Annotated in this window: 14 protein-coding genes and 2 pseudogenes; 1 reads left to right on the top strand and 15 read right to left on the bottom strand. The window is 68.6% G+C overall.

The features are described 5' to 3' along the window. Positions 1-59: 59 nt before the first annotated feature. The 4 genes from STRTUCAR8_RS25775 to STRTUCAR8_RS25760 all read right to left on the bottom strand — a co-directional run bounded on the left by STRTUCAR8_RS25775 (position 60) and on the right by STRTUCAR8_RS25760 (position 3,071). A complete protein-coding gene (locus STRTUCAR8_RS25775; protein WP_006378891.1) occupies positions 60-416 on the bottom strand; it encodes a DUF6221 family protein in 357 nt (118 codons plus the stop codon). 221 nt (positions 417-637) lie between these two features. After that, on the bottom strand, positions 638-1,606 hold the full coding sequence (locus STRTUCAR8_RS25770; protein ID WP_006378799.1) for an endonuclease/exonuclease/phosphatase family protein: 969 nt from the start codon (positions 1,604-1,606) through the stop codon (positions 638-640). 41 nt (positions 1,607-1,647) lie between these two features. Next, positions 1,648-1,869 carry an NUDIX hydrolase gene (locus STRTUCAR8_RS25765; protein WP_006378678.1) on the bottom strand — a complete coding sequence of 74 codons (222 nt, stop codon included), beginning with the start codon at positions 1,867-1,869 and terminating at the stop codon, positions 1,648-1,650. Beyond that, positions 1,866-3,071, bottom strand: coding sequence for a hypothetical protein (locus STRTUCAR8_RS25760; protein ID WP_006378568.1), 1,206 nt, complete (start codon positions 3,069-3,071; stop codon positions 1,866-1,868). Before STRTUCAR8_RS25760 ends, STRTUCAR8_RS25765 begins: the two co-directional genes overlap by 4 nt. 120 nt (positions 3,072-3,191) lie before the next feature. On the opposite strand from STRTUCAR8_RS25760, the pseudogene STRTUCAR8_RS54490 reads away from it, so the two are divergent. Beyond that, positions 3,192-3,474 (top strand): annotated as a pseudogene (locus tag STRTUCAR8_RS54490) (hypothetical protein); the annotation flags it as partial. Here STRTUCAR8_RS54490 and STRTUCAR8_RS25755 read toward each other — a convergent pair. The 11 genes and pseudogenes from STRTUCAR8_RS25755 to STRTUCAR8_RS25710 form a co-directional block, all read right to left on the bottom strand. After that, complete coding sequence (locus STRTUCAR8_RS25755) at positions 3,410-5,752, bottom strand: DEAD/DEAH box helicase (protein WP_006379129.1); 2,343 nt, start codon at positions 5,750-5,752, stop codon at positions 3,410-3,412. The pseudogene STRTUCAR8_RS54490 and the gene STRTUCAR8_RS25755 sit on opposite strands and share 65 nt — an antisense overlap. A 152-nt stretch (positions 5,753-5,904) precedes the next feature. Next, positions 5,905-6,729: an endonuclease/exonuclease/phosphatase family protein gene (locus STRTUCAR8_RS25750; protein ID WP_100247653.1), complete on the bottom strand. Its 825-nt coding sequence runs from the start codon at positions 6,727-6,729 to the stop codon at positions 5,905-5,907. 170 nt (positions 6,730-6,899) lie between these two features. Then, complete coding sequence (locus tag STRTUCAR8_RS25745; protein WP_006378981.1) at positions 6,900-7,838, bottom strand: hypothetical protein; 939 nt, start codon at positions 7,836-7,838, stop codon at positions 6,900-6,902. Then, a complete protein-coding gene (locus STRTUCAR8_RS53490; protein WP_006379098.1) occupies positions 7,835-8,032 on the bottom strand; it encodes a hypothetical protein in 198 nt (65 codons plus the stop codon). Before STRTUCAR8_RS53490 ends, STRTUCAR8_RS25745 begins: the two co-directional genes overlap by 4 nt. Before the next feature lie 242 nt (positions 8,033-8,274). Then, positions 8,275-8,460: a hypothetical protein gene (locus STRTUCAR8_RS25735; RefSeq protein ID WP_006379107.1), complete on the bottom strand. Its 186-nt coding sequence runs from the start codon at positions 8,458-8,460 to the stop codon at positions 8,275-8,277. A gap of 11 nt (positions 8,461-8,471) precedes the next feature. Continuing rightward, positions 8,472-8,792: pseudogene (locus STRTUCAR8_RS55785) on the bottom strand (DUF6082 family protein); the annotation flags it as partial. Between the two features lie 32 nt (positions 8,793-8,824). Next, the gene (locus STRTUCAR8_RS55780) at positions 8,825-10,225 is read right to left on the bottom strand and encodes a Scr1 family TA system antitoxin-like transcriptional regulator (protein WP_006379263.1); all 1,401 of its coding nucleotides are present in this window, start codon (positions 10,223-10,225) and stop codon (positions 8,825-8,827) included. Further along, positions 10,222-10,422 (bottom strand): hypothetical protein, encoded by a 201-nt coding sequence (locus tag STRTUCAR8_RS25725; protein ID WP_006378623.1) that lies wholly within the window; start codon positions 10,420-10,422, stop codon positions 10,222-10,224. The genes STRTUCAR8_RS55780 and STRTUCAR8_RS25725 overlap by 4 nt, the downstream gene beginning before the upstream one ends. A gap of 179 nt (positions 10,423-10,601) precedes the next feature. Then, positions 10,602-11,654, bottom strand: coding sequence for a phosphotransferase enzyme family protein (locus tag STRTUCAR8_RS25720; protein ID WP_006378728.1), 1,053 nt, complete (start codon positions 11,652-11,654; stop codon positions 10,602-10,604). Continuing rightward, positions 11,647-12,534 carry a helix-turn-helix domain-containing protein gene (locus STRTUCAR8_RS25715; RefSeq protein ID WP_107117894.1) on the bottom strand — a complete coding sequence of 296 codons (888 nt, stop codon included), beginning with the start codon at positions 12,532-12,534 and terminating at the stop codon, positions 11,647-11,649. Before STRTUCAR8_RS25715 ends, STRTUCAR8_RS25720 begins: the two co-directional genes overlap by 8 nt. A 148-nt stretch (positions 12,535-12,682) precedes the next feature. After that, complete coding sequence (locus STRTUCAR8_RS25710; RefSeq protein ID WP_006378910.1) at positions 12,683-13,879, bottom strand: acyl-CoA dehydrogenase family protein; 1,197 nt, start codon at positions 13,877-13,879, stop codon at positions 12,683-12,685. Positions 13,880-13,922 lie beyond the last annotated feature (43 nt).

Below are 13,922 nucleotides of genomic sequence, written 5' to 3'. Positions count from 1 at the left end.
CCCGTCCTACCGGGCCGGGCGCGGCGGTGGCTTTTCGGCCGGCCGGAGAGGCGTGGACGTCATCCGGGAAGCCACGCGTCCTGCCACTGGTGGTGCAGTTCGAAGGGCAGCGCGAGGACGCGGAGAGTCTGTTCGGCGAAGACAGGGTCCAGCGGCCACTTCGGATCCCGCGGGTTCTGGCAGCGGATCCGCTGTTCGCAGTCGTCCAACTCCGACCGGAGCGCCAGGGCCCGGTCAAGTATCTCTCTCGGGACGGGACAGGCGCAGCCTTCGAGCACGGCAGTGCGCGGTCCCGGCTCTCCCGAGGCGACGGCCTCGCAGGCCAGCTCGTGGAACAACTCTGCATGCACTGCGGTCTCTGCCAGCCGAGCCCCCACGAAGGCGATCAGTTCGGCCGTGCTCGGTTTCGCCTGCATGTGTCCTCCCAGGCCGCAGAACCACAGCACTCGTCGCATCCGTGTTCCCACAAAGCTAGGCCCCGAACATAGCGCCCTCGAACACCTGCACCTGCCGCGGCGGGGCCGCCAGGTGGAGTCATTTCTCACCTACAAAATCAGGTCCCCCAGGCACCGGGTGGAGTCAGAACTGACCTACAAGTGGAGTCCACCGTCACCTACGAAGCCACTCAGGAATCGCCTCATCGGCCGGCCTCATCGGCTTCGATCCTGGCCGGATCAAGGTCGACCCAGGGGATGAGGTGGTCGGAGCCGGCAAGAGCCGCCTTACTGTCCTGGACGCCGTACGCCACCAACGCCGGGGCGACGGGGCGGGTGGTGAGGACCAGGTCGATCCGGCGTTCGCCGAACGGGTCGGGGTCGCCCTGGCCATCCTTCCAGTGGCCGACCGTGGCATGCCAGGGCACGCCCAGGTGGGCGGCGGCGTCGACCATGTAGCCGCGACGCAGCAGGAGTTCGGTCTGGCGCCGGTCGGCCAGCTGCTCCCCTCCGATAGTGCCTTCCTGCACCTGGTATTCGAGATCGTCGTGATCCTGCTCGGCGTACACCTCATGGTCGTAGTAGCGCAGGGCCCCGTCGGGGCCGGGTACTTGGGCAGCGGACACGGCGTTGAAGTCCCCGACGACGAGGGCGGGTATCACACCGCCAGGGCGGCGCAGGATGCCTTTGATGCGCCGCGCCTCTTCTGCGCGCCAGTTCGGGCGGAAGGGATCGCCCTGATAGGCGACCATGGTGAGGGGTTCGGCGGCTCCGACGTCGAAGGCGACCGTGGTCAGCCCGTGCCAGAAGTCCGGGGCGCCAAGAGGTCGGTAGCTGCCCGGCACGACGCCTGCCGCATCGGGGCGCCACAACGCCGCCGTGTACCAGGCCCGGTGCACGTTGGCGGCCATCGCCACCCCATAGGGGCGTCCGGGAGTGGCGGGGACGGCGGCGGTCAGTCCGCAGTCCTCGGCGAACGCTGTGATCGTCTGGGCGGCGACGGCATGCCACTGGTCGGGCGGCGTTGCCGCCTCGTCGACCACGACCTCCTGGAGACCGAGCAGGTCGGGTGCGAGTTCCCGCACGGCCGTGACGCGGTCGTTCCATGCGGTGGTGCCACGGGCGGCGAGGCTGAGTTTGTAGGCGTTGAAGTTGCCGGCACGTATGGTCACGCGGTCTCTCCTGATGGTTGGTTGGATACGCCCGCAGGCCGTCACGGCGCGATGGGCGGGCTCTGGTCGGCGAAAGGCGTGAAGTGGGCGGGCGTGTGGTCGATGGGCAGGCCGGGACGCCAGGCGGTGAGGATCTGCGCGCTGCACACGAACAGTCCTGGTGGCAGTGCGTCCAGGGGCCACCAGCGCCAGTTGCCGACGCTCTCGCCCTTCTGGTCGGCGGGGGTTCCCTGCCAGGTGGTGACGACGGCGCCCACCGTCATGCGGACGACATCGCCGGCATGGTCGAGGAGGGTGGCCCGTCTTGGCCGCCGCCGGGCGATGCTGCAGCGCCGTACTTGTCGACGACCGGGTGCGGGTCTTCCCGCGGTACATCGACGACGCGGCGCAGTTCCTCCTGCGGCAGCGCTGTCCACAGCAGCCGCAGATCGTGGTGGACGGCGGGGGCCACGGGCCTGCCCGGTGCGTTCGTGCCGTCCAGGAACTCGCGCAGTCCGATGTCCCCGTCCCTGGCCATGGTGTACGGCGGAACCGAGTGCCGGGACAGCACCAGCGCCCCCGGACCGGCGGCCCCGGCCGTGAACAGACGTCGTACGTCGTGGAAGTGACGTTCCTGAAGGCTGCCGATGTCGATCACGCTCGGGTTCTCCGGGACGGGACTGCCCTGGAGCAGGGTGAGCGGGACGGTGGCACGGTCGTGCACCAGGACATGGGCCGCCGCGTACAGCAGGGTCTGTTCGTCGGCGGTGGCGCCGCCCTTGCCGGCGAGGCGTTCGACGACAGCCGCCCGCCGGGCGGGGGTCAGCGTCCGCACCAGATCGCCCAGCGCGGCCACGACATCGGCCGACGGAAGCGTGCCGTACACCCCGTAGCGGCCCGGCGTCAGGTACGACAGGAGCCGGCCGAGACCGCGGGCGAGCAGGTCGGTCTCCGCTTCCACGGCGGGCCCGGACAGACGGTTGACCCAGCAGCCGAGGGAACCGGCCAGCACGATCTGGAGGTGGGGCGCGCGGCTGCCCGCCTCGGCCAGCCGGGACGCCATGCGCACGGCGGGAAGGACATAGCTGAGCGCCCGGAGCGGCACGGTGGTGCTGGCGCCGTACACGATCCGCAGCACCAGCGGGGCGCGGACGGCCTCGCCGACGGTCCGCAGCAGGGGGGCGACTCCGTGGTCCGGCAGCCCCTGGAGGTAACCCGAGCGTCTGGCCTCGGCCCCGATGACCGCGTTGAGTACGCGCGGACGCAGCCGGTTGACCTCACCGGCCTCCTGCGCGTCGGCACACGGCGGGAGGGTACCCAACACCTCGCGGACGTCCGAGTCGGTCAGCGGACGGGGTTCCTTGCCAGGTCCCAGGACGGGCACCCCTCGCAGGATGGCGGTGAGGAGATTCGTCTGTTTCTTTCCCAGGGGCGGCATGGGATGGCTCTGGGGCTCGTCCAGCACGGTGACGAGGCTGTGTGTCACAGATGGTCCTACCTTTTTAAGGGTGGTTGCTCTGGTTATTCGTAAGATCGGAGGGCCCAGGGGCTCTGTGTATGGCTGTCACTGATACGCCCGGTTCGCCGGCTCACAGGATTTGGCCGCCCGGAGCTCCGCGATTCCGGTGGTGTCAGCGGGAACCTGTGCAGGTCCAGGCGCTATCACCGCGGGCTGCTGCGGAGCATGTATTTCGGCGACGGTCAGCATCACAACCTGTCCCGCCTCCAAGACCTACCGCCAACGCAAGCGCAGCGAGGGGGAAGGGCTCAAGCAGGCCCTGCTTGAGTTCGCGCGCCGGCGCCTCAACGTCCTGTGGGCGATGGTCACGCTCTTTTCTCCGGGAACTCCATTCCGAGGGCCATTAGTTGCTGATGCCGCTCTGGCTTGAGTTTGCCCCGCCGGTACTTCTGGACGCAGGTGTTCATCCAGATGCGTGGGCGAAGGAGGATCGGCTTCTCGATGATGTAGCTGCCCGGGATGTTCAGGTGCCCGTGCCGGGACTTGAACTCGGCGACTACTTTGATGTGCAGGTCCCAGCGGTACTGCAGCGAGTCCCAGACAAGACCTATGCGGTCGAGTGTCTTGTGCTGCTCGGGAGTCAGGCGGTCCGGGTGGGAGCGGAAGCTGGAGACCTGCTGACCGATGTTCCGACCGCGCAGGGCGTACGTCTGGGGTATGTCGAGGTGGCCGTTCCAGATCATGAACTCGCGGCAATCTGAGACGAATTGATTCCAGACATACTCTGCCCTGTCCCAGATGAATCCCTCCGCGTTGAGCGCCTCGACCTTGGCTTCTGGAACTTGGCCGTTGCTGTAGGAAGTGCGCAGGGTGGCGCATATATTGCCGAGCGTGTACTCGCGGTCTCCCCTCTTGGCTGTGTAGGTCTTCGGGACGTTCAGGTGCCCATAATCCTTCTTGAATTCCCTCAACTCGTGGATCAGTTCCTGCAGTTTCTGCTCGGGAACTGACCACGTCATCCCGACGGCCTCCCACTCCTCGATCTGGGAAGGAGAGAGCTTTCCCAGCTGGTGCAGTTTGCGCAGGTAGGCGACCCAACGGCCCAGGCCCAGTCCGGTGGAAGTGCGGTAGTCGTCATGGACACGGAGGTCGCCGTGTTCGCCCCGGTAGATTTCGGCGGCCTGGAGGTATTCGGGCCAGACGGTGGTGGCCGCGCGTACGGTCCGCACGGTGATGGCGTCGGCGAAGTCCGGAGGGACGGGAATACCGGTGACGGACAGCCAGTCGGGCAGCTCGCTCTCGGTGCTGGCACCGAGACGGACCCTTCCCCCAACGGTGGGGGTGGCCAGGGACCGGCGGGCGGTTTCGAGGTGCCGGTGCAGCGTCTCGTCGTGTGAGGCGAGGGCCCGGACCGTCTGCCAGACCGCGCTGAAGGGGGTGGAGCTCAGAGCGGATTCGGGGTCCTGGTCCTCCTGGAGGAAGACCGGCACCATGATGGTCGCTGTTTTGGGTGTGCTGCGATCGGTGAGCCGCATGGCTCGGCCGGTCCCCTGGATGGTGTCGATCGTGCTGCGCGGGCAGAGGAAGCAGACGGCGTCCACGGCGGGGACGTCGACTCCTTCAGACAGGACGCGGGCGTTGGAGACGACGACCAAGCCGTCTTCCTGTCTGGCGAGCTTGTCCAGCGCCCTTCGCCGCTCGGCGGTTGTCTGGCGGCCGTGGACGTGCTCGGCGGCCAAAGCCGTAGGGCGCTGGTCGGGGGGCAGAAGGGCGTGGGCGTGAGGCAGGAGGGTGGCGAACCATTTCGCCTCGGCGATGGTGGCGTGATAGGTGATCATGCGGCGGATGCCGTGTTCGTGGGCGGCGCGCAGCACAGCGAGTTGCTTGGCAAGCATGGGGGCCGCTACGGCGGTCCTGCCGATGCGCAGGAAGGCGTCGTCCCGGCCGAGCAGTTGATGGGCCTCACTGTTGGTGACGACGGGGACCACAAGGCGGTAGCGGGCCAGCAGGCCGAGGTCGATGGCGGTCGCGAAGGGCAGCCGGTAGGCGACCGGACCGTACAGGCGCTCGTCCGCCATGCTGATGACGTCGTCGCCCTCGTTGTCGAGGATTCGGGGAGTGGCGGTGAGATACAGGCGGCGTCGCGCCGTGATGATGTCGTCGTAGTGGATGGCCGCCCAGGCTTTTCCTGCGGTGCCTGCGGTGCGGTGGGCTTCGTCGATCACGGCGATGTCCGGAGGCGCCATGCGGTACTGGGCCTGGGCCTGGGCCAGGATGTGGAGACTGGCGTAGGTACACGCGACGGTGACTGCACCGGGGCCTGCGGCGAGATCGGCTAACTGGGCGGCTTCGTTGGCGACTTGGGTGTCGGTGTCAGCGAGTTCGCCTTGCAGTCCGGTGCGTTGGGCGGAGAGGACCTCGCTGTCCGAGCAGACCGCGATGACGCGCCCTAGCCGGTGCCGACCGAGTTGACGTGCCCATTCCGTCATCGTCTGCCGGACCAGTTCCAAGGTGGGAACAACCACCAGGCGGCGTTGGGAACCGGCGTCGGCGACGCGGCCCGCGACTTCTGCGCCTACCCGCGTCTTGCCTGTCCCGCACGCCATCACTGCGGTGACCCTGCTGGAGTCGACCAGGCTCTTGGAGAGGGTTTCCACTGCTTCCTGCTGGTGTGCGAACAGCGGTGCAGGGGTCTTGAGCGGGTCCATTATCGGTCTGTTCCTCGGTCATGTGGGAGAGGGATCGGAAGAGGCTCGTCCAGCGGTGAAGCGTCGCTGCCCGCCACCGGAGCTGCGTCCATCGGGTGCCGGACGAAGGTTTGGGCCCGGAGGGTCCCGTCTTTGTGTCGGGGGCGTCCGGGCTACGCGGCGGTGGTGAGGATGCCGTGCACGGAGGTGAGGTCGAAGGTGGCGATGACGAGGGCGTGGTCGGTCACCCGGCGGACGTCCTCGTTGTCGACGACCTCGATGCGCCGGAGGGCCGGCGCCCAGTCGGGTGTGGCGACTAGCCAGTCGATGCGTTGCGGCGGTCCCTGGTTCTTGCGCTTGAGGCTGGCGGTGGGGGCCAGAGCCCCGGGCTGCCGCAGAACGGTGCCGGCGTGGTGAGCAAGGTCGGTGAAGACTGCCTTCGGGCCGCCGGTGAGGATCTCGCTCGGGCGTGTATCGCTTACACGTACGCCATTTCGCTCAATCGTGCGATGTTGGTAGTGGACCCGGTCGTCGACCTCCGCCCAGACCAGCGGCTCGCTGACCTCGTCGGCGGTGCGGTGCGGGTAGCTGTTGGCGTCCATGCCCATCAGGGCGGTGCGTTCGTGGTCGGCCAGGGTGGTGAGCCGGCGGGCCTCGGTGGCGCGCAGGTCGGGATCGAAGTGGCACAGGTGGCCGGATGCCAGATGAAGTGTCCTGGGGCAGCCCTTGAGGCGCACCTGGACGTGGCAGATCGCCTTCCACGGCAGATCGTGATCGGTTTGGGCGACGATCTCGAACAGATGCGGATCGACCATCACACCGGTCGGATTGCGGCTGCGGCCTTCGCGTGGAGCGACCATGAACGGGAACAGGCCGCCGAGCGCGGTCGCCTCCTCGAACAGGGCACGTTTGCCATGGTCCCAGGCCCCGGTCAGTTCCTGGCGGAAGACGATGTGCGGCTTGTAGGAGGCGAGGATGCGGTGCGCCAGACGACGCATCGCGCCGCTGCCTCCATTGTGCTCAAGGTTCCAGCAGGCAACACGCAGTTCAGTGCAGTCGCAGGTCAACGGGCCTCCTTCATATGGTGTGAGCAGGGTGTGCGCAGGGCGCGCAGATCGACGCGTCGCGCGTTGAAGCCGCTCGGCGCCTGGTGGGCCGGGCCGGTGCGTCAGGTCGCGAGGCCGAAGCGGGCGCGGTAGATCTCGACGACGGCGTCGAGGTCGTACGTCACGACCACGGTGTGGTGATCGGACAAACCCTTCATGTCGACGACCTCGACACGCACAACGGCGGGCAGCAGGAAGTCGGTGGTGACGACGCGGTCGACCCGGTGGGCCGGCCCGTGGCTCTCCGAGGCGTCCACGGTGGGCGCGACCGCGGCCAGACCGGGTCCGCCGGGCAGGAGAGCGCTGTGGCGGGCGGCGTCCTCCAGATGGGCGGTCAGCAGAGTCCGGTCCGGGAGGGAGTCCATGACCCGCCGGCCGGGGGAGATCTCGTAGCTGCGGTGCGCCCGGTGCTGGGGATCCTTGATCTCCGCGAGGGTGGGGATGGGCAGCTCCCCGGGAACGAGGCGGTCGGGGTCGACGTAGCTGTTGAAGTCGATGCCGATGGCGAGGACCGGCAGTTTCCGTTCCACCTCGCCGTCTGGCGTGGGGTAGATCTCGGCCTTGTCGGCGAACCGGGTGACGTCGTCGGCCTGGATCGATCTGAGTGCTGGGGAGTTGTAGGACAGGTGTGCAGAGCCTGCCACCAGGTCGATGTTGTCGGTGCCGCGCACCCGGAGGGTCATCGCGGTGGGTGGCATCAGCCAGTTCGGCCAGTCGGTGTCCCACAGCATGACCTGTTCGAAGACGTCCGGGTCGTAGTAGAGCGCGGTGGCCGACTTGGGGCCCAGGTCCCCTTCAAGGCCGCCGAGGATGCGCTTGGAGGCGTTGAACAGCTTGTTGCCGCTTCCTCTGGGAGCGTGACCGGGGTTCTCCTGCCTGCACAGGATCGTCGGGCGCAGCTGTGCCAGCCGCTGATGCATGGCGAGCCACTTCTTGTAGTCGCCGTCGCCGTTGCGTTCGAAGTTGCAGCTGACGGCGGTGATGTGCCGAGGCATGGTCATGGCCTTCCTTGGAGGTGCTGGCGGGGTGTGGAGTCGGGGTCGATCAGGGCGGTGCGGGTCATGACGGTCCTTGCCGCCATCAGCCGGCGGTGGGAGTGGCAGGAGCGGTCTTCGGCACGGTGCGGCATGTGGTCGGGGTCGACGTAGCTGTCGCAGTCCATGCCGATGGCGAGGACCGGCAGCTTCCGTCCCACCCATCCGTCGGGGGCCAGGCAGATCCTGACCTTGTCGGCGAACCGGGTGACGTCGTCGGCCTGGATCGACCTGAGCGGTGGGGAGTTGTTTGTCGGTGCCGCGTACCCGGAGAGTTATCGCGGTGGGTGGCATCAGCCAGTTCGGCCCGTCGGTGTCCCACAGCACGACCTGCTCGAAGACGTCCGGGTCGTCATGGAGCGCGGTGCACGCCTTCGGGCGGAGGATCTGCGGTCAGCTGGGTTCAGGGAAAGGGTCCCGCTGTGTCGGGTTGGCCGGTGGCGGTCTGGCCTGCCGGCCAGGAGGGGAAGGTGGGCAGGATGTTTCCGGTTTCGTCCTGGTAGGCGGTGTCCACCAGGGTGTGGAAGCGGCGGGTGTACGCGTCGCCGGCCGCCTGGGCGCGTGAGTCCCCCGTACGCTGGTCCACCATTTCTGGCCGTCTGGGGTGGCGAACAGGGAGATTGCCGCGCCGTGGACGCCGTCCGCGGAGAGCGCCCCGACGCGGAACATCGCCTCCCAGGCCGAGACCCACGCGTTGCGGTGGAGGTGGAGGCGTCGTTCGGCCGGCTCCAGTGGGCCGAGGCTTCCCCAGATGGCCCGGAGGCCGGGGCGTTCGACCTGTGCGGCGAGGAGGCGCTGGTGGAGGTGTGCGGCTTCCAAGACGGTTCGGTCGCGGTGGCGGCGGTGGGTGAGGACAGTGTGGGTGATGGCGGTGCCGGCGAGGGCGAGCAGTGCGGCGCTCGTCAAACGGCTGCTGTGCATAAGGGAGTTGGTTTCCTTCCTGGTGGTGGAGGTCAGGCGGGTATCGGGCTGTTCACGAGGCGGGAGAGGTGGTGGTGGACGGTGGCTCCGGTGAGGGCGAGGTGGTGCAGTTGGGCGAAGGCGGCCTTGTAGCGGAAGGTCTGGGCGTGTTGTTCGAGAACGATGGGCACGGTGGTGAGGGGCAGGACGACCTTGTGGTCGTCGAGGATCACGAAGGGTTCCAGGGGGAGTTCGGCCGGTGTGCGGGCGGCGCTGAGGGGGATCAGCCCGAGCGACACGTCCGTGCCGGGGTTCAGGAGTGCCATCAGGTGGGTGATCTGGGCGGACATGACATCGGGCGAGCCGACCTGGTGATGGAGGGCTCCCTCTTCGAGGAGGACTGTCGCCTTCACACCGCCTGGCAGGTCGGCTTCGTCGTGGCCGCCTTCTCGGGCCCATGGACAGTTGCGGACCGCTTCCCGGTATTCACGGGCCTGTAAGGGGCCGGGGACGAGGGTGGAGGCGTAGATCTGGATGTGGCGTGCTGTCTGCCAGGACGCGATCGGTGTGGCGGGCGGGCGCCAGACCCGGCGCGGTCTGGTCGGGGGTGAGGCCGGGGCGGGCAGCTCAGCGCGGGGCGCCGTGGACGGTCCTCTCGTGACGCGGACGGCCTGGTCGGCGTCGGTGCGTGGGGAGGCGTTGGTGCCGACGATGTCTTCGGCCTGAGAGCGCCGTGGGTAAGGGAGTTGGTTCGCGCCGCTCATGCACCCGGCGTCGCCACCGGTCGCGATAGCCGCGGTGGAGGCAGCCGGGTCTCGGGAACGCCGTTCGCGGTGTGCGCCGGTTTCGCCGTCGCCAGAGGGCGGAATCGGTGTTGACGAACGGGGCTGGTCACGAGCTGTGCCAGGCGATGAGGGACACATGTCGGGTCTTGGACCGAGGCCGGGGTCCGGGTCGGGGAGCGTAGGTGCGGCGGGGCGGGTGATCTCATCCGCACCGGGGTGGGGGTGGGCGGGCACGGGGCGCAGTGGCGGGGCAGGTTTGCGGATCGGGCGATGTGCGTCCAGCCGCGCGCGCTGGGTGTGTGCAGGGGGAGGCCGCTTTTCCGCTGGCGGCTGGGGGATGCCGAGGCGGGCGCGGGCGGCGTTGTACACATCCTGTTTGTCGCGCGGGCGTACGGCGACGACGTGGATTTCGGCACGGTGTGTGAGGTTCGCGGGTGTCGGGCGCTGAATGTAGACGGTGCGCCACGCCTGCCGGTGATCGACGTACAGCTTGCGGCAGCCCGTGAGTTCACCGGTGAGGCCGATGCCGAACAGGCGGGCGTTGACGACGTCCTGGAGCTGGGCGAGGGCGAGGTCGCGGATGTCCCCTGGGGCCTGGAGCAGGTCTGTCAGGGCACGGGGGTCGAAGGAGAGGCTGAAGGCCGGCCGGCCCTCCGGGCGGCCGGTCATACGAGGGCCTGGATCGGACGGCGGACAGAGCGGCGGATCAGCTGGGACCGGCGGTGGGCCATGACCCGGCCGGTGGCTGTCTGGGCGGCCAGGATCCGGCGATCACCCGGGATGCCGAACCGCAGTTCCTCGTTCCGCATGCTTTCTTCGGGCGCGGGGTGCTCGCCGGCGGGTGATGTGCCCGTACGGATCGTCATCGTGGCCCGGCTCCGGCCAGGGCCGGGGCGTGGTCCGTGAGCCGCTGAGGAGGAGGCTGGTGTAAGGAGGCTGGGCCGTACATACATGGTGCGGGCCGATCGTGTTGCGGCCAAGTCGTCCCACTTGTCGATGAGTTGCGGATGGTGGCGGAGCTGGGCGTGGGCGGCGGGCGGGCTCGTCATGGCCCGCCCGTTTCCGCTCCGAATCCGAATTCGTCGAGGGCGTCGTCGAGGTCGTCAAGGTGTTCCAGCAGACGCCGGATGGTGGTCTGGCGCTCGCTCCACTCCCGCTGCTGGATGGCCTGCTCCAGCTCGCACTGGTTGTACGCGGCGGTCGGGGCACCCTCGAAGTCGAAGAGCAGGTCCAGCAGGGCGATTCGGGCGCACGCCTGTAAGTCGGGAAGGGGGAGGGCGGGGTTGGCGAGGTGGTATGCGTCGAGCAGGGTCAGCGCGCAGGTGATCCAGTCGGGACTGGTGGAGACGGTGCGCGGGTCGAATGCCACGCGCGCCAGTTCCCAGGCGGTGGTGCCCCGGGCGCCTCGGAAGCCGATGATGCCGGTGACCTGGTCGGCGAGGACCAGTTGGCTGGTGCGTCCCGCGTCGGCGTGCAGTGCCTGTTCCACCAGGGCGTTGGGTAACTGCTGGCGGAGCCGGAGGACGTGGCGGTCGAGGTCATCGCGGCGCTGGTCGAGGTCGGCGTGCAGTTGTCCGTCGTGTGTCCACTGGTGGCGGGCGGCGTTGCTCAGCACGGTGGCGCACTGGGCGTGCGCGTTTTCGGTTGGTTCGGTGCGCCAGGGGCTGGGCTGGACGTGTTCGGGCGGCGGGTAGGCGGTCAGGACCCGGTGCATGCGCCCGAGTACGGTGCCGGTGTGCTCGGCGAGGGGGCGCGTCATCGCCGAGGTGGACACGCGGCCGGGTGCTTCGTCGGTCACGCTCCAGGCGCTGCCCCGCGCGACCGTCATGAGGCAGTTGTCCTTGTCGGGCTGTACGAGGGGGACGGGAAGCCCCGCGGCCCGGCAGTGCTGGGATGTGTCGAGCGCGACGCGTGCGGCGTCCCGGCCGGTGGTGGAGTGATACTCCTTGACGAACAGCCGCCTTCCCTCGTCGGTGACGACGTGCCGACTGGCCCTTTTCCTGCTCAACTTGGTGATTTGTACCGACACGACGGTGAATCCGTACTGCTCTTCCAGGACGTCAGCCGTCAGCCCACGACTCCATTCCGTGCTATCCATCCAGCTCACCCAGGCCCGTGCGAACAGGAAACAGCCGGTGCGGGGCGCCTGCGGTCTGATCCGGACCGATGGCAACGTGCTGGTGCTGCTGGGGCGGTGGAGTACGGGTGAGGTGTTCTGCCAGCGGCCTTCCCCTCCCCTGCCGCCGTCGCGCCCCGGCACGTACCGGGGCGCGAAGGAGGTGACCGGTGGCCATCTTGGTGAGGGAGTCATCGAGCTGGCCGTGCGCCCAGCCGAGGGTGACCAAGTGCGGGGCATTGACGGCGCCGACGAACTCGCGCAGGGCCGTGACCCGCCGCAGGGCCTCGCCTCGGCTGGTGTGGACGCGCTGCGCATAGACCCTGGATGTTGCGCCGATGGCGACCATGCGCCATGCCTCAATGTGCTGGTCCGAGAACTCCCCGGGGGCGTCGGCCCGTTCCGGGCGCAGGAGTTGGTGGGTGGCGAAGGTGGCGTGGACGACGGCGGCCCGGCCGCTCGCGCCGAGCTTGCGCCCGCACAGGGTCACCTGCACGTTGACCGAGCTGATGGTGAGCGACAGTTCGGAGGCGATCGCGGTCGTGGCCGCGCCGTACGCGATCTTCCGCACGATCCGCAGCTGTAGGGGAGTCAGGGGCAGAAGCGTTGCGGGCGGGCGGGCAAGCCGGGTGCTCACGGGGGAAATCCTTTCGATGGACCGCTGCCGACGCCGGATGTGCTTCGACTCGCCGAAGAGGGCGGATCTGCGGCCGGTGCGGCCATGACCGACGTTCTCCTGTCTGCAACGCATCGCCGGGTGCAGCGTGGCCAGCCGTCGGCGCATGGCCGACCACTTGGTGTGGTCGCCGTTGCCGCTGGGTTCGAAGTCGCAGGTGACGATCGTGATCCGACGCACTGTCATGGTCCTTGTGGGTTGACGGACATACCGGTCTGGGCCAGACCGCTGTCCGGCACTTTCGGGATCGAGGCGGCGGGACACGCCGGTTAGCGGCCGGCATGGCGGCGCGATTCGGCGCGTCTTGGCTCGGTCTTGGGGAACGAAGGGAGTGTCAAGCGGCGCGGCGGCGGGAGGCGTGCTGTGCGGACCACTGATGCCGGGCGGGGGCGAGCAGGTCGTCGGCGATGTACTTGAGCTGGATGTCGTCCGGTCCCGCGGGGGCGTTGATGAGCTGGATGTCGCGCAGGATCCGCTCGCACGGGTTGCCGATCCGTGTGGCGTGACCGCCGTGCAGTTGCTTGGCGTCCTCGGCGGAGGCAACGCCGTGACGGTTGTTCACGAGCTTGGCGTTGTACAGCCATCGGTCGCACGGCTCTCCCTGGTCCAGGAGATATGCGCCGTGATAGGCGGCGAGTTCGGCCTGCATCAGCCGGAAGGACATCTTCGCCAGGCGGCGGCGCACCATCTTCACGTCGGCCAGGTGGCCGTTGTAGCGCTCGCGTTTCTCCGAGACCCAGGTGGTGGTCACGTCCAGGGCCTGCTGGTGGATGCCCAGCGCGACGGCCGCGAGGTTGAGCCGGCCGTAGACCACCGACGCCATCAGAGCGACGTCGCGGCCGGCGCCGACCTCACCGATGATGTTGGCTTCCGGGACGCGGACGCCGTCGAGGCAGAGGCGGTCGACGGAGAATCCGTACAGACCGCTGGCGGGCTGGCGGACGATGTCGACGCCGTTCCTGTCGGCCTCCACCAGGACCGCGGTCAGGCCGCGTTTGGTGCCGCGCTCGCCTGTCCGGACCACGACGCAGTGGATGTCCGCGAGGTCGGCGTTGCCGATGAATTCCTTCGCACCGTCGATCACGAGGTCTCCGCCGTCGAACCGGGCGGTGGTGTCCATGTCCAGCAGGTGACTGCCGTGATGGGCCTCTGTGACGGCGATGCTCGGCCAGACGCTGCCGTCGGCAATGGCGGGCAGCCATCTTCGCCGCATCTCGTCGCTGCCGTACTCGATGACCGGCGCGGACCCGAGGACCGATGCCTGGAGGATGGCTCCGGCGGCCCCGCTGACACGCGAGGCTTCCGTCACCGCGACCGTCTTGGCGAGGTGCCCTGCGTCCCTGCCGCCCCACTCCGAGCCGATGAGCAGGCCGAGCCACTGACCCAGGATCGGTCGCAACTCACGGTCGGTGTGCGGGCCCCGGGATTCCATGTCCGGGACACGGGGGGCGATCTCGGCGTCCGCGATGCTCTTGACCTGTTCCCGGAGGCTGTGGTGATCGTCAGTCAGGTACGGGCTCGTGGCGGGCATCGTGAAACTCCCCTTCTCCCTGCGTGGCTGGCCACTGCGGTGC

The sequence above is a fragment of the Streptomyces turgidiscabies Car8 genome, assembly GCF_000331005.1.
Taxonomy (GTDB): domain Bacteria; phylum Actinomycetota; class Actinomycetes; order Streptomycetales; family Streptomycetaceae; genus Streptomyces; species Streptomyces turgidiscabies.
Note: the sequence above shows the minus strand (reverse complement) of the source record. Positions and strands in the feature narration are given on the sequence as shown.